Below are 15024 nucleotides of genomic sequence, written 5' to 3' on the forward strand. Positions count from 1 at the left end.
TATGCCCTTCGATGTGATTTCCACGCCTTCCGGCGAGCATCCAACCCGCGATGTCTTCCGCCAAAGTCTTCGCGGATTTGCCTCGACGGTTACCATCATCACGACCGAAGACGCCGGCGAGCTGTTCGGGATGGTGGCGACCGCGGTGATGTCGATTTCGCTGGATCCGCCGATGCTGGCCATCGCAATCAACCGGTCCGCATCGAGCTATAATGCCCTGACGCGCCGCAAGGCATTTTGTGTGAATGCGCTAGGCACTTCGCACGAGGCGACAAGCCGCCAGTTTAGCCGGCCCTTGATGAGCGACCGATTCCAAGACGGTGACTGGGTCACCTACGCGGGAGCGCACGCCGCTTTCGAAAATATCCCCTATCTCACGCGGGCTCAGGCCGCGATCTTCTGCGAGACGCACGAGATCGTGCATTACGGCAGCCATGCAGTCTTCTTAGGCGCGGTGAAGGAAGCCTGGACCCAGACAGCCGCGGATCCGCTGGTCTACTGCTCCGGCCAATATGGGCGGTTCAGCGTGGACGTAGCGTAAATGGGTTAGGCAGAGCAATGACATCCGCAAATTCGGCGAATGACACTGGAGAAGCCCGACCTCCCATTCTGGCCGGCGTCCGCGTGCTCGACCTGGGCAGGTATGTGGCGGGCCCCTTCTGCGCAACCCTGCTGGGAGATCTCGGGGCTGACGTTATCCGCGTCGACCGCATCGGTGGCAGTGAAGATCGCGGATTAATGCCACCGCCGGGCCAAGGCGACGGCATGATGTTTCTCGCCGCCAATCGCAACAAGCGTTCCATTGCTCTTGATCTCTCGGTGCAGGAAGGGCGGGAAATTCTGGCAAGGCTCGCAGAGCGAAGCCATATCGTTGTTGCGAACCTCCCGCCAAGCGCCTTGACCAAGATCGGAATGGACTATGCTGCGCTGCAGCGCCGGCGCGCCGACATCATCCTGACCAGCATCAATACCTTCGGCGAGGTCGGCCCCGACGTGGACAAAGTCGGCTTCGACGGCTTGGGCCAGGCCATGAGCGGAGTTCTGGCGATTTCTGGCTACCCCGGTCGCCCGGCGCGAGCCCAGGTGACCTATGTCGATTATGCTGCCGCTGTGGCAGCCGCATTCGGCACCTTGGCTGCTTACATTGAGTGGCTTTGCACTGGAGAAGGGCAACACGTGCAAGGCTCGCTCATGGGCGCTGCCCTGTCGATGATGAATGCGGTCATCCTGGAGGAGGCGCTTTGCGGCCGAACTAGAACGCCCACCGGGAACAGAAGCCCGGTATCGGGCCCTTCAGACGTCTATCGCACAACCGATGGCTGGATCATCGTCCAGATCGTCGGTGATCCGCTGTTCCGCCGCTGGGTGAAGCTCGTCGGCCAGCCAGGCCTCTTGAGCGACCCTCGCTTTGTCAGCGATTTCTCGCGCGGACAGCATGGTGAGGAGCTTAGCAAGCTCATGTCCGAGTGGTGCGCCACCCGATCGTCGGCTGAAGCGCTCTCGGCATTGGAGAACGCGCGAATTCCCGCAGGTCCCGTCCTGTCGCCCAGGCAAGCTCTGAACTATCCGCCCTTCCAGGCGGCTGGCTTCTTCCGCACGATTGCAGTGCCTGAGATCTCTGAGCCGGTGGCATTTGCAGATGCCCCCGTGCGCCTGTCACGTCATCAGCGCCCCCTGTCGGCACCACCCCGATGCGGGGCGCACTCCGTGGAAATCTTGGAAGAAATGGAGTTCGGCAAAGCAGAAATCGAGCGGTTGCGCGTGAAGGGTGTCGTCTGACGCGATCTCACAGCCGGTTTGGACCCTCGTCCCAATAGATGCCGTGCGCTGCCAATTGCTGGAACTCCTTCGAAACACGCTGAACCGCTTCCGAGCCTCCGCGAGCGACGAGGAAGTAGATCAGCGTTTCCAGCACGACCATGGTCGGAATGGATGATTGATAGAAGGAAACACTCACCCGCGGCGTGACCAGCACGTGCGACGCGCCGGGCGCAATGGGCGACAGGGTGCTGTCCGTCAGTGCAATGACCTTGGCGCCGGCCTCCTTGGCGATGGTAGCCGCCTTCACCGCGTCCAAGGCATAGGGTTCATAGCTCATCACGAGCGCGCAATCGCCCGGTTCCATCGCGCTGAGCTCGTCGACCAGCATGCCGTGGCTGCCTTCGACCAGGACGATGCCCTTTCGAAGCAGGCGTGCCACGTAGTAGAAGAAGAAAGCCGCCGCGTGATTATTGCGGAATGCGATCAGATAGACCGACTTTGCTTCTGAAATAGAAGCAGCCGCCTCCTCGATGTTCGAGATGAGTTCCGGGCCGAACTGCTCAGCCGTGAGAGCGAGCATGCTGGTGATCGCATCGCGTGCCTTCTCCGTGAGCGGCTCCTCCCCGCGCGAGGCAATCAGCTGCTCGGCATCTGCGGCGTAACGGGCAGGGCCCTGGTTGCGGGAGATCTCCTGCCGGAAGACGTCGCGAAAATCATTGTAGGTGTTGAAACCTAGCTGACTGGCCAGCCGCACCAGTGCCGAGGGACTGACATGAGCATTTCGCGCGACGGTTCGCATCGGATACAGCGCGACCTCCGTTGGGGCCGATAGCGCGTACTTGGCCGCGCGCCTGATCTGCGGCGTCAATGTCGGATAGCTCTGTTCGATGAGGTCCTGGAGTGATTTCCGATCCATGCTTTTCCTCGCGTGCGCCTTCCCATTGGCCCTCTCTACAAGAGAGCTGTTGCTTTGGGCATCGGGAATCGGCGGGGGCGCACTGGTGCCTTTCCCAAGAACCATAATTTTCTAAATTTATGTTATTGACAAATTTGTTTCACAACGCTGCAATGCCAGTACCTGGCCGCGGCCTAATCGGGGCTCTGGGCCGAAGTTATGGGGGCGTTCCGCGCAGGTGTGCCTATCGGTGCACCCTTGGCCGAACGAATGCGAGTGGGCATGACCAGAGAAGAAGTCCTTGCGCAGAGCGTAACTCCGGTTGAGGAGCGGATCAGGCTGATCGAATCCAAACCTCTGCCGTTGAATGTGCCGACGGTCCTCGAGGAGGCAGCCGCGGCGGCACCCGACGTCCTGGCCGTGAACTTCTTCGAGCAAGGCGTTGCCCTGACCTATGCCGAGTTGCAGGGCAAGGTCCATGCACTCGCACGTGGATTGTCCGCGCTCGGTATTGGTGCGGGAACACGTGTCGGAGTGATGCTCCCCAACATTGCCGCCTTCCCAATCACTTGGCTGGCTCTGAGCCGCCTCGGTGCGGTGATGATCCCACTGAACATCCGCTACACCAGCCGCGAAGTGGCCTATGTGCTCGGCGACGCCGGTGCCGAGTGGCTATGCGCTGATGAGGAGGTGATTGGCACGATCGCGGAGATCCCAATCGGCGAAGGACGCCCCGCTGATAATCGCACGATCGTTGTCGGCGAGCCCGGCATCGGTCGGCATTCCTGGACAGAGGTTCTGGCCTGTGGGGAAGACGCCTCGATGGAGCTGCCGGCGCTCCACACCATCGACCGTGATCAGCTTTTGAACATCCAATATACCTCCGGCACCACCGGCATGCCGAAGGGCTGTCTGCTGACCCATCGATACTGGGTGACCACCGGCACGGTGAACGCGTTCCGCGATGGGCGCAGCTATAAGAACATCCTTGCTGCCGTACCCTTCTTCTACATGGATCCCCAGTGGCTTCTGCTGATGGCCTTCCTCCATCGCGGAACACTGTTTGTCGCGCGAAGGCAGAGCGCGAGCCGCTTCATGCAGTGGGTTCGGGATTACCGCATCCATTTCACTCTCTTTCCGGAGATCGTCTACAAGCGCCCGCCGGAACCCAACGACGCCGATAATGAGATCATTCGGGTCAATGTCTATGGTCTGAGCCGCGAGACACATGAGGCACTGGAACAGCGCTTCGACTTCATCGCGCGCGAGGCCTTCGGCATGACCGAAATCGGGTCGGGCATGTTCATGCCCATCGAGGCGACACACATGGTGGGGTCTGGATCGTGCGGCCGCCCAAGCCCATTCCGGGAAGCGAGAATCGTGGCACCCGATGGTCGCGTGCTCGGGCCGAACGAGGCCGGCGAACTGCAGATCAGAGGGCCCGGTATTCTGCTTGGCTATCACAATAAGCCCGCGGCCACCGCTGCGGCCTTCGACGATGGCTGGTTCCGCACCGGCGATCTGGCTCGACGTGACGAGGAAGGCTTTTATTACATTGTCGGGCGACTCAAGGACATGATCCGCCGGGCCGGCGAGAACATAGCCGCCGCCGAGGTTGAGGCGGTTCTCCGCTCGGCGCCTGAAATCATTGAGGCTGCCGCGGTGCCAGTGCCCGACGAGACCCGCGGTGAAGAGGTCAAGGCATATATCGTTTTGCGTGACGGTTTTACCCCCGACGACGTCCCGCCGAAGCAGATCTTCGACTTTTGCTCACAGAAGCTCGCGAAGTTCAAGGTGCCGCGCTACCTCGCTTATCGGGGGCCGCTGCCCAAGACTCCCTCAGAGAAGATCGCCAAGCAGATCCTGGCGCGGGAGGAGGAGGCAAGTCCTAGCGCCACGTTTGACTTCGTGGAGAACCGCTGGACCTGACGCCTTCTGCCCACACAGAGCAGGGGCAAGTTGGGAAGCTTTCCATTGGCCGGGATAGGCTCGGCACCGAGGAGACGATGTCCAAGGAGCTGCTCAGACTGTCAGGAGTGAATGCAGGTTATCTCCGCAGTGATGTGCTGCTTGGCGTCAGTCTGACGATCAACGAGGGTGAGGTCGTCTGTCTGCTGGGCAGCAACGGCGCCGGCAAGACGACCACAATCCGCACGATCTCTGGGGAGCTGAAGCCGGGTCAGGGCAGGGTGGTTTTCAATGGCCAGGAGATTCAGGGCAAATCACCGCCGGCGATCGTGCGGGCCGGTATCGCCACCGTGCCAGAGGGACGCAGCATTTTCCCTCAGCTGACGGTGAAGGAAAATCTTCTGATGGGGGCCTACTCGCGCAGGAGAGCATTTCGCAAAGCCGAAATCGAAAGCGCGTTCGAGATGTTTCCGCGGCTGGCCGAGCGTCAGAACCAAGCGGGTGGCACCCTGTCCGGCGGCGAGCAGCAAATGCTGGCGATCAGCCGCGCATTGATGGCGAAGCCGAAGCTGCTGTTGCTTGACGAGCCATCCATGGGGCTCGCGCCAATCCTGGTGGATATGGTCTTTGAAACGGTCGCCAAGCTGGCCGCAGCGCAAGTGACGATCCTGCTCGTCGAGCAGAACGCCCACGCAGCCCTCGAGGTCTCGCAGAGGGCCTATGTCATGGAACGGGGCCGAATTGTGATGGAGGGCACATCGGCCGAGCTCCGCAACAGTGAAGGCATACGCGCCGCTTATCTCGGCGGCACACACTAAAAAGAGACTGGCGGCAAAGGCTGCCTGGGGAAGTGAGGAGGGAGACTATGTCGAAGTCAAAGCTCTATCGGCTGCTGCTTGGTGCAAGTGTCGTATCGTTCCTCGGCCTCTCCGCCACGGTACGGGCGGAGGACATCAAGATTGGATTTGTAGGGCCGCTATCAGGTCCGGTGGCAGTCTACGGCACCGAGCCGTTGCAGGCTGCACGAGTGGCTGTGGAGGAGATCAACGCAAGCGGAACGCTGGGCGACGACAAGCTCGTTCTGGTCCCCGCCGATTCCGCTGCCAATCCCGCCCAGGCTGCTCAAGCTGCGCGGCGTATGGTGCTGAGCGATGACGTTCTGCTGATCATCGGTGGCCACACCAGCGCCGAGACCCAGGCGGTGACGGAGGCGACCCGGCCGCTGCAGGTTCCGGTTCTCTCTTCGCTCGCCCAGGATTCGAGCCTCACGCAAGTAGGCAACAAGTGGTTCGCGCGCACCTGCCTCAGCACCGATTTGTGGGGCGACGCGATCGCGCGCTGGCTGAAGCAGAAGCATTCACCGAAGACGGTCTATATGCTTTCGCGCAACGACAGTTACGGACAGTCGCTGGGCAATTCGATCGCCGCAGGCCTGAAGAAGGAGGGGATCGAAATCATAGACAATGTCGCCTACGACCCTCAGACGAAGGAATTCAAGCCGATATTGGCCGAGGTGCAGAAGGCCAATCCGGATTTCATCGTCATCAGCGGCTTCTACACGGATACTGGTCTTCTCGTAAAACAGATGGCTGAGCTTGGTATAGACAAGCCGTATTTCAACAATACCGCTCCCGCGATCCCTCAGTTCAAGGAGATTGCCGGCCCCGCGGCCGAGGGCGCCTATGGAGCCACCTATTACCTCCCGGGTTCGATCGACAGCCCGAAGGCGGCGGAATTCGTCGAGGCCTGGACGAAGCGGACCGGCAAGGCGCCGAGCCAGTATGAAGGCATGGGCTATGACGCGGTCTACCTCGTTGCCGACGCCATCCGGCGTGCAAAGGAGAGCGGCGAGCTCAGCCGAGAATCAGTACGTGACGCGATTTACGCCACGAAGGATTTCGATGGCGTCACGGGTAAGACCACCATCACCGAAAATGGCGATGTGAAACGGCCGCTCCCCTTCATCCAGCTTAAGGACGGCAAGCCGGTCCTCGACATGTTGGTCGAGTAAGGGCTGGGAACGGGGGAAGACCCATGTCGTTGCTGGCACAGCTCTTTAGCGGAATTGCGATCGGCTGCATCTACGGCCTGGTAGCGATCGGCTTCAGCATGATCTATCGCGCCATGGGTCTTGTGAACTTCGCCCAGGCAGAGTTCATGATGATCGGAGCCTTCTTCGGTTATTCCGTTCTGACTGCGATGCCGGGCATGCCGTTCTTGGCAGTGCTCGTGATCGCCTGCGTGGGAACTGCCGTGCTGGGCGCGATACTGGAGCGGATCGCGTTCCGTCCTGCCATACGGCGCGGCGCCAGTGACATCTATCTCGTGCTGCTGACGCTCGGGATCGGCATGGTGCTGAGCAACGGCGCGCGGTTGATCTGGGGCGCCAACCCGGTCGTCTACCAGATTCCGCTCGCCCACGATATCACCCGTCTTGCCGGCTATCCCTTGCCGACGATGTATTTCTACATCCTCGCCTTCATGGTGCTGCTGCTGATCGCCCTGCAATGGTTCTTCACCAGATCCTGGACGGGATTGGCCTTGCGGGCCGTGGCCGAGGACAGGAAAACGGCGCAGCTCATGGGGGTCGAGGCGGGCTTCGCCTCGTCCTTTTCCTTCGCCATTGCATCAGCTATCGGAGCCGCTGCCGGCGTGCTTTATGCCCCGATCATCTATGTCTCCTTTGACATGGGGGCGGTCGGCATCAAAGCCTTTGCAGCGGCGGTCATGGGCGGGTTCGGAAGCATCGCCGGGGCGGTCGTCGGTGGGGTCGGCCTTGGCGTGGCCGAGATGGTGGGCGGCCAGCTCCTGGCGCCCGAATACCAGGACAGTGTCGCCTTCGCCGTCATGATCCTGGTGCTGCTTCTCCGCCCCAACGGCCTGATTGGGAAAGGAATCGCCAAATGAGCCCGCCCACTCCGATCCCGGCCGACGCGCGCCCCCGCCAGCAATGGCTGCTGGCTGCTCTGGTCCTTGGATGTGTTTGGATCCTCCCTTATGCACTCGGAGGCTTCTGGCTGTATCTGGGTGCGATCATCGCCTGCTATGCGGTTGCAGCCCTGGGGCTGCAGATCATGGTGGGCTTGGCCGGCCAGCTTTCCCTTGGTCATATCGCCTTCGTGGGCATAGGCGCCTATACCGGAGCACTCCTCGAGAAGGAACTGGGCTTACCCTTCCTTATCGCCTCAATCGGCGCGGCGCTCCTCGCAGGCTTCTTCGGCCTGCTCATGGCCCAGCTGATCCGCTTGTCCGGCGTCTATTTCAAGATCGCGACCTTCGGCTTCGGCATCATCTGCTACCAGCTGATGCATAACTGGAAATCCGTCACCGGCGGGTCCTTCGGCATCAGCGGCATCCCGCCGCTGGAAATCCTGGGCGTCGACTTCAGCGCGCCGAGCGGAATGTTCGCGATCGCCGCCTCCTTTCTCACCATCACCTATCTCCTATTCCTGCGAATGACAAACAGCCGGGTAGGACGGGCCTTTCAGGCCCTGGGCCAGAACGAGATCGCGGCGCGAAGCATTGGCATTCCCGTGGAGCGCTACAAGATGGCGGTGATCACCCTCGGGTGTATCGCGGCCGGTTGGGCCGGCGCCTTGATCCCGCACATCTACCAATATGTTAGCCCGGAAAACTTCACCTGGCATGAAAGCCTGGTCCTGCTCATCATGATCACCATCGGCGGTCATGGCAGCCTGGCCGGGGCGGTGATCGGGACAGCCCTGTTGATCATCATTCCGGAATATCTGCGTGATTTGGCCGAGTACAAAATGCTGGTCTATGGGCTCCTGCTGATCGTCTCGATGACGCTCCTGCCCAGAGGCATTGCGGGCACCGGTAAAGCTCTTTTCGACCGGTTCCGGGCCAAGGAGCTCCAGCCTGTGCAGGAGGCCGCATGAGCCTCCTCCTCGAAATCCGTGATCTCTATCACAACTTCGGCGGCGTCATGGCCGCGGACGGCCTGACCCTACGCGTCGAGCAAGGCACTGCCCATGGTTTGATCGGCCCCAATGGCGCGGGCAAGACCACCGCGTTCAACCTGATCACCGGCAATTACTATCCATCCGCGGGCCAGATCCTCTTCGAAGGAAAAAACATCAGCCGGCTTCCCTCTCATAAACGGGCAAAGCTGGGGATCGCGCGAACCTTCCAGACGCCGCGGCTCTTCGAAGACATGACAGCACTGGAGACGGTGCTGGCCGGCCGCTTCATCCACGGCGAGATCGGGTTGGTGGGAAGTATGTTCCGCGGCCCCACCAAATGGGGCGAGGAGCGCCGCAATCGCGAGAAGGCTTGGACCATTCTCGAACGCGTGGGGCTGAAGGATCAGGCAATGACGCTCGCCCGTAATCTCTCCTATGGCCACAGGCGCCAATTGGAGATCGGCCGCGCATTGGCGCTCGAACCGAAGCTGTTGTTGCTGGACGAGGTGGCGGCCGGCATCAATCCGGTTGAGACAAAACAGATCGAAATCCTCATCCGCGAAATTGTCGCGTCCGGTGTGACCGTGCTGCTTGTTGAGCACGATATGCCCTTCGTGATGGGCCTTTGTCACGACCTCACCGTGATGAGTTTCGGCAAGACCATAGCGGAAGGCACGCCGAAGGATATTCAGAGCAATGAAAAGGTAATCGAGGCCTATCTCGGCAAATCTGCCCGCAACAGGCTCGAAGAGGGTTCACATTGATATGTCACGATTTTTGAGTGTCGACATCGGCGGCACGCACACGGATCTGATCTATATCGACGAGGCAGCGGGACGTGTCTCGGTGGCGAAAGTTCCGACCACGCCTGAAAACCAGGCGGAGGGTCTGTTTAACGGCACCCAGGAGCTCGGGATTGCGCTCGCGGATGTAGACCTCGTCATCCACGGCACGACGGTGGCCACGAACGCGGTGATCGAGCGCAAAGGCGCCCGCTGTGGTCTCATCACCACCGAGGGGTTCCGTGACGTGCTGGAACTGCGGCGTCGCGATCGGCCGCACACATTCGGCCTCACCGGCACCTTTCAGCCGCTTATCGAGCGATCCTTTCGGCGAGAGGTCAAGGAGCGCGTCAGCGCCGAGGGCGAGATCCTGCACGCGGTCGATCCATCTCAGGTCCGAGAGGTTGCGGAGGGACTGCTGGCCGATGGTGCTGAAGTCCTGGTGATCTGCTTCATGAACGCCTATGCAAATCCCGGTAACGAGCGCGCGGCCTATGAGGCAGTGAAGGAGTTCTGGCCGAACGATTATATCGCGGTCAGCTCCCAGATTCTGCCCGCCATCCGTGAGTTCGAGCGCACCAGCACCACCGTGGTGAGCGGCTATGTTCAGCCCTTGCTGTCTCGCTACTTCCGGCGCCTCACCGACAGGCTGCAGCAATATGGCTATAAGCGCGACCTTTTGATCGTGCAGTCCAACGGCGGGTTGATGAGCGCTGAGGTGGCGCCAAGGCTCGCCGCGAACACGATCCTTTCCGGCCCTGCCGGCGGGGCGACCGCGGCGGCCGCCATTGCCCACGAGATGGGGCTGAAGGATGTCGTCTCGGCCGATGTCGGGGGCACGAGCCTCGATATCTGCCTCATACGCGGCGGCCAGCCTTCGCTCACCCAGCAAAAGGCGCTGGAATTCGGCATTCCCCTGGCCACCCCGATGCTCGACATCGATGCCGTGGGCGCCGGAGGTGGCAGTCTTGCATGGATCGACAAGACCGGCATCCTGCAGATCGGGCCGGAAAGCGCGGGCTCTGATCCTGGACCTGCTTGCTATGGCCGGGGCACGCAGCCAACCATCACCGATGCAGCCTTGGTGACGGGATTGCTCGACCCGGAGACGGCGATTGGCCAAAAACATGGCCGTCAAATGAACCCGGAATTGTCGCGCAAGGCGATCGACGAAAAGGTGGGCGGACCACTCAAGCTCGACACTCTGGCGGCAGCCGAGGCAATTCTGACAGTCGGCGGTCACAAGGTCTCGGGCCATTTACGCCGGCGCCTTGTGGAGCGTGGTCATGATCCTCGCGCCTTCTCGCTGGTGGCCTTCGGCGGCGCTGGCCCCCTCTTTGCAAACCGCATTCTGCGGCAAGTGGGGCTGGCGCGCGCAATAATCCCCTATTTCCCCGGGATTACATCTGCGCTCGGATGCCTGCTGGGTCAGCTCCGGCACGACTTCGTGCGGACCGTGAATTACGATCTGGCCGCGCTCGACCCCGCAAGCCTGCGCGAGGTTTACGAGGCTTACGAGCGGGAAGGGCATACATTGCTTGCCGAGGAGGGCGTCGAGGACAAGGACGTGCAGGTCCGGCTCGGTGCGGATATGGCCTATCGTGGGCAGACGCATACGATACAGGTGGCCTTCCCCGAGGACATGCCGCTGACGCGGGAGGCGATCCGCAATGCTTTCGATGCCGCCTACCGTGAACGCTTCAGTGTGCTGCTCGACCGGTCGGGCGTGATCCTGGTCAATGTGCGGCTGACCGTGTCCAGCGCCCATCGACCACCGCGCCTGTCCGAGTTGATTGAGGCGCCAGATTCCGCTTCAGAGGTCAAACCGACCAAAACGCAGCCGGTCTTCTTCGACGGCCAGTGGCACGAAGCGTCCGTCTTTGACCGCTTTGCCTTGCCGCGTGGAGCATCGGTCGCAGGACCCGCGATCTTGTCCCAGCCGGATGCCACGACCTTCGTCGAGCCCGGCTTCCGGGCGGTGGTCCACGATAGCCTGAACATCATAGTCGAGGCAGCGTCATGAGCGAGATCGATCCCGTGACCCTGGCCGTCATCAAGGGCGGCCTCGATCAAATCGCGGAAGAAATGGATGCCGTCATCGCTGCCTCCGCCATCTCCCCGGTGATCGCGGACGCCTGGGACCGGGCGAGCGGCATCTATGACGGGGTGACAGGGGAGGTGATCGTTCAAGGCACCACCGGCATCCTTCTGTTCACGACCGTGATGCAGCACACCGTCCAAGAGGTGATTAAGCGCCACGATCCGGCCAGCATGAAGCCGGGCGACGTCTATGTGATCAACGACCCCTATATGGGCGGCACGCACACCATGGATGTAAAATTTGTGCGCCCCTACTTTCACGACGGCAAAGTCGTCTTCTTCCTGGCCAATACCGGTCACTGGCCGGATGTCGGCGGAATGACCCCCGGCGGCTTCACGCCGGTCGCGACCGAGATCTACCAGGAAGGCCTGCGGCTTCCCCCGGTGAAGATCTACGATGGTGGCGAGCTGAACCAGGGCCTGCTCGAGGTCATGCTGCTCAACATGCGGGTGAGCGAAGACCGCTATGGTGACATGGCGGCTCAGATCAACGCGCTGGACATTGGCGTCAAGCGGCTGGACGAGCTCATCGCCATGCATGGCAAGGACACCGTCCTTGGTGCCACTGTGGAGCTGAAGCGGCGCTCGGAAGCGCTTATGCGTTCCCATATCGAGAGTATTCCAGACGGCACATATCACTTCTCCGACGTGCTCGACAGTGACGGAGTGGAAGAGGGCGAGTTGCTGATCGATCTGGTCATGACGGTGAAGGGTTCGGAGATCACTTTCGATCTGTCAGGGAGCTCGAAAGCTTGCCGGGGGCCTTTCAACAGCCCGATCAGTTGTACGGTCACCGGGCTCATGATCGCCATGAACCATGTGTTCTGGGACGTGCCGATCAATTCCGGCTGCTTCGTGCCTTTTCATATCATCGTGCCGCGGGGCTCGATGCTCAATCCGGAGCCGCCGAGCTCCTGTAGCGGCTGCACCACCGAGACGACCCAACGGTTAATCGGTGTCGTGATGGGGGCGCTGGCCCAAGCGATCCCGGACAAGGTGCCGGCTTGCGCCTTCGGCACGGGGACGAATATCGGAATCGGGGGCCTTTCGCCCAGCAGGGGCCGTTACGCGACCGTCTTCTTCTTTGGCGGCGGCTATGGTGGGCATGGTGACGGCGACGGACTGACGAACGGGTCAACGCTCGTCTCCTCATCTCGGAACAGCTCGCTCGAAGTCCTGGAGCAGACCGTGCCGATCCTGTTCAGCCGGTATGAGGTCCGCGAAGGCTCGGCGGGCGATGGACAATTCCGCGGCGGGCTCGGGGTCGAGGTCGCATTCACCCTCCGTGATGGCGAAGCCACGATCACGCTGGTCGGCGATCGGGGCGCGCGCGGTCCCTACGGGCTCCAGGGTGGCGAGGCTGGCTTGCCGGCGCGGCACACGTTCTATGCGGCGGGAGAGGCAATCACACCCGCCCATTTGACAAAGATCGACCGGTTTCGGGTGAAGGCCGGGGATGGCGCTCATCTGCGTACACCTGGCGGCGGTGGCTGGGGCGATCCCGCCAAGCGGGACCGAAACGCGCGCGAGACCGACAAGCGCAATGGCTACTGTTGAGGGAGGAGCACCGTGACCACGGATCTGAGCGCCTATGAGGCCAGCATCGAAATCCGCGTCGACAGCCACTATTCGAACCACGTCGTGTCGCTCGGAACCATTGTCGAGCTGTTCGGGATGGCTGGCACGAAGCTCGCCTATCTGCTCGATGGCGACGGTGGTTTCATGCGCGCCATGGACAAGGTGGAGTTCCTCGCTCCCGCCTACGAGGGCGACTACCTCAAGGTGACGGCGAAGCTCGTCTCGGTCGGGCGAACGTCCCGCAAGCGCCAGTATGAATGCTGGTGCGTCGCGCGGACCTTCGGAATTGGCACTGAGCCCTCCCATGGCGAGGTTCTCGAAACTCCCATTCTCATCGCAAAAGCTGAGGGGGTGACGGTGACCCCCATCGAGTTTCAGCGCACCACGCCGGTCGCGCTGCGGGCAGACAGCTGAGGCCTCGACATGACCGCGCCCAGTATCGTCGACCAGCAGATCATCGGCCGTGCCTTGCACGCTGTTGCCGAAGAGATGGGGATCAACCTCCTGCGCAATGCCTTTTCCTCGATCGTGCGCGAGGCAAAGGACATGTCGACGGCCCTGTTCGATGCCAATGGCGTGCTCATTGCCCAGCCCGATCATATCCCGATCCTGCTCAGCGCGATGACGACGGCCATTGGTGCATGCTTGCAGCGGTTCGATCCGGATCAGATGACCGAAGATACCGTGCTGGTCACCAACGATCCCTATCGCGGCTGTCATCATCTCAACGACATTGCGCTTTTCATGCCGGTCTTTGCCGAGGGCAAACGCATCGCTTTTGTCGGCTCGATCGCCCATCATATCGACGTAGGTGGCGCTGCCCCGGGCATCCTTCCGCATGCCTCAGAAATCTATGAGGAAGGCAAGATCATACCGCCAACGCGGATGCGGCTCGAGAAGGGTCGGTTTCCCGCGCTTTTCGAACAGCTCATCACCGCGAATGTGCGCGTGCCCGACGAGACCATGGGCGATCTGAATGCCCAGCTCGTTGCCTTGTTCTCTGGACGGAGCCGATTGCAGTCCCTGGCGAAGCGCTATGGCGTCGAGACGATCTGCTCGACCATGACATCGCTGGTCGCGGCCTCTGAAAGCGTCATGACGGCGACGCTGGAGGCCATGGATGATTTCGACGTGGAGGGCAGCGCCTGGCTCGATGATGATGGCATTGGTGGGCCGCCGATGGTGGTCCGGACGCGGCTGACGAAGACCGGCGGCAAGCTCATCATCGACTTCGCGGGAACGGATGATCAGCGCCCCTGCATGATGAATGCGAACCTCTCATCGACCCTGGGTGCCGTCTGGACCATCATTCGCCAGGTTCTCGGGGCGGGCATAGAGATGTGGCACAATGCCGGCGCTGTGCGCCCGATCGAGGTGCGCGTTCCCGAAGGGTCGTTCCTGAACCCGGTGCCGCCGGCCAGTGTCCACGGCCGGATCATTACCGCTTACCGCGTCTATGATGCAGTCATGGACGCCTTGCAAAAGGCAATTCCCGAGCGGGTCATGGCGACCGGCTTTAATTCCTCCATCTGCCTTGCCATCAGCCGCATGCGTGAGGGCCGCTTCGACATTTTCGTCGAGGTGCTTTCCGGCGGCTGGGGAGGGCGCAATGGCAGCGACGGGCCGAGCGCCTTGCCTTTCCCGTTGAGCAATTGCTCCAACGCGCCGACCGAATATGTCGAGCGGCAATTCCCGTTTTTGCGGATCCGCAGCTATGGTCTCGAGCCGAACTCCGCTGGCGCCGGAAAATGGCGCGGCGGGGCCGGCGAGGTCCGGGAATATGACGTTCTCGAGGACAATGTTCTCGTCACCGTTTTCACCGACCGGTTCAAATATGGAGCGCCGGGCGCTCTGGGAGGCGAGAACGGCTTGCCGGGCCGCATTGAGGTGGAGCGCGGGAACGAGCTCATTCCGCTCTCCTCTAAGACAGGCTTCATGCTCAAGGCGGGTGATCGACTGCGGATGGTCGGTGGCGGCGGCGGCGGATACGGACTGGCCAGTGAGCGGGCGGAAAGCGCCTCGCTTGCGGACCGAGTTTCGGGGCTGGTGGCCGTTGCAGAACCGGCGATGTGAGGGG

General features: G+C 61.5%; 13 protein-coding genes. 12 read left to right on the plus strand and 1 reads right to left on the minus strand.

What is annotated here, in order from left to right; translation table 11 throughout:
- Position 1: 1 nt before the first annotated feature.
- Positions 2–541, plus strand: a complete 540-nt coding sequence (locus tag RCF49_RS18925; RefSeq protein ID WP_342641340.1) for a flavin reductase family protein — start codon at positions 2–4, stop codon at positions 539–541.
- A 17-nt stretch (positions 542–558) separates the two neighbouring features.
- Positions 559–1779, plus strand: a complete 1221-nt coding sequence (locus tag RCF49_RS18930; RefSeq protein WP_342641341.1) for a CaiB/BaiF CoA transferase family protein — start codon at positions 559–561, stop codon at positions 1777–1779.
- A 7-nt stretch (positions 1780–1786) separates the two neighbouring features.
- Here the strand turns inward: RCF49_RS18930 and RCF49_RS18935 are convergent, their stop codons facing one another.
- Positions 1787–2677 carry a MurR/RpiR family transcriptional regulator gene (locus tag RCF49_RS18935; protein ID WP_342641342.1) on the minus strand — a complete coding sequence of 297 codons (891 nt, stop codon included), beginning with the start codon at positions 2675–2677 and terminating at the stop codon, positions 1787–1789.
- 261 nt (positions 2678–2938) lie between these two features.
- Here RCF49_RS18935 and RCF49_RS18940 point away from each other — a divergent pair, with 261 nt between their 5' ends.
- The 10 genes from RCF49_RS18940 (at position 2939) to RCF49_RS18985 (ending at position 15020) form a co-directional block, all read left to right on the plus strand.
- Positions 2939–4585 (plus strand): class I adenylate-forming enzyme family protein, encoded by a 1647-nt coding sequence (locus tag RCF49_RS18940; RefSeq protein WP_342641343.1) that lies wholly within the window; start codon positions 2939–2941, stop codon positions 4583–4585.
- Between the two features lie 89 nt (positions 4586–4674).
- Positions 4675–5382, plus strand: a complete 708-nt coding sequence (locus RCF49_RS18945) for an ABC transporter ATP-binding protein (protein WP_432807415.1) — start codon at positions 4675–4677, stop codon at positions 5380–5382.
- Between the two features lie 47 nt (positions 5383–5429).
- Positions 5430–6575 (plus strand): ABC transporter substrate-binding protein, encoded by a 1146-nt coding sequence (locus RCF49_RS18950; protein ID WP_342641345.1) that lies wholly within the window; start codon positions 5430–5432, stop codon positions 6573–6575.
- 23 nt (positions 6576–6598) lie between these two features.
- Positions 6599–7471, plus strand: coding sequence for a branched-chain amino acid ABC transporter permease (locus RCF49_RS18955; RefSeq protein WP_342641346.1), 873 nt, complete (start codon positions 6599–6601; stop codon positions 7469–7471).
- Positions 7468–8463 (plus strand): branched-chain amino acid ABC transporter permease, encoded by a 996-nt coding sequence (locus RCF49_RS18960; RefSeq protein ID WP_342641347.1) that lies wholly within the window; start codon positions 7468–7470, stop codon positions 8461–8463. The genes RCF49_RS18955 and RCF49_RS18960 overlap by 4 nt, the downstream gene beginning before the upstream one ends.
- Positions 8460–9251 carry an ABC transporter ATP-binding protein gene (locus RCF49_RS18965; RefSeq protein WP_342641348.1) on the plus strand — a complete coding sequence of 264 codons (792 nt, stop codon included), beginning with the start codon at positions 8460–8462 and terminating at the stop codon, positions 9249–9251. The genes RCF49_RS18960 and RCF49_RS18965 overlap by 4 nt, the downstream gene beginning before the upstream one ends.
- A 1-nt stretch (position 9252) precedes the next feature.
- The gene (locus RCF49_RS18970; protein ID WP_342641349.1) at positions 9253–11292 is read left to right on the plus strand and encodes a hydantoinase/oxoprolinase family protein; all 2040 of its coding nucleotides are present in this window, start codon (positions 9253–9255) and stop codon (positions 11290–11292) included.
- On the plus strand, positions 11289–12926 hold the full coding sequence (locus tag RCF49_RS18975) for a hydantoinase B/oxoprolinase family protein (RefSeq protein ID WP_342641350.1): 1638 nt from the start codon (positions 11289–11291) through the stop codon (positions 12924–12926). Before RCF49_RS18970 ends, RCF49_RS18975 begins: the two co-directional genes overlap by 4 nt.
- Positions 12927–12938: 12 nt before the next feature.
- Positions 12939–13361 (plus strand): hotdog fold domain-containing protein, encoded by a 423-nt coding sequence (locus RCF49_RS18980; protein WP_342641351.1) that lies wholly within the window; start codon positions 12939–12941, stop codon positions 13359–13361.
- A 9-nt stretch (positions 13362–13370) separates the two neighbouring features.
- Entirely contained in the window at positions 13371–15020 is a 1650-nt protein-coding gene (locus tag RCF49_RS18985; RefSeq protein WP_342641352.1) for a hydantoinase B/oxoprolinase family protein, read from the plus strand.
- Positions 15021–15024: the final 4 nt, after the last annotated feature.

Origin of the sequence: Rhodoligotrophos sp. CJ14 (assembly GCF_038811545.1) — a bacterium.
Classification (GTDB): Bacteria; Pseudomonadota; Alphaproteobacteria; order Rhizobiales; family Im1; genus Rhodoligotrophos; species Rhodoligotrophos ferricapiens.

Bases quoted from the DNA above. Each gene is read 5' to 3' on its own strand.
- RCF49_RS18925 (WP_342641340.1), top strand. From the start codon at position 2: ATGCCCTTCGATGTGATTTCCACGCCTTCCGGCGAGCATCCAACCCGC.
- RCF49_RS18930 (WP_342641341.1), top strand. From the start codon at position 559: ATGACATCCGCAAATTCGGCGAATGACACTGGAGAAGCCCGACCTCCC.
- RCF49_RS18935 (WP_342641342.1), bottom strand. From the start codon at position 2,677: ATGGATCGGAAATCACTCCAGGACCTCATCGAACAGAGCTATCCGACA.
- RCF49_RS18940 (WP_342641343.1), top strand. From the start codon at position 2,939: ATGACCAGAGAAGAAGTCCTTGCGCAGAGCGTAACTCCGGTTGAGGAG.
- RCF49_RS18950 (WP_342641345.1), top strand. From the start codon at position 5,430: ATGTCGAAGTCAAAGCTCTATCGGCTGCTGCTTGGTGCAAGTGTCGTA.
- RCF49_RS18955 (WP_342641346.1), top strand. From the start codon at position 6,599: ATGTCGTTGCTGGCACAGCTCTTTAGCGGAATTGCGATCGGCTGCATC.
- RCF49_RS18960 (WP_342641347.1), top strand. From the start codon at position 7,468: ATGAGCCCGCCCACTCCGATCCCGGCCGACGCGCGCCCCCGCCAGCAA.
- RCF49_RS18965 (WP_342641348.1), top strand. From the start codon at position 8,460: ATGAGCCTCCTCCTCGAAATCCGTGATCTCTATCACAACTTCGGCGGC.
- RCF49_RS18970 (WP_342641349.1), top strand. From the start codon at position 9,253: ATGTCACGATTTTTGAGTGTCGACATCGGCGGCACGCACACGGATCTG.
- RCF49_RS18975 (WP_342641350.1), top strand. From the start codon at position 11,289: ATGAGCGAGATCGATCCCGTGACCCTGGCCGTCATCAAGGGCGGCCTC.
- RCF49_RS18985 (WP_342641352.1), top strand. From the start codon at position 13,371: ATGACCGCGCCCAGTATCGTCGACCAGCAGATCATCGGCCGTGCCTTG.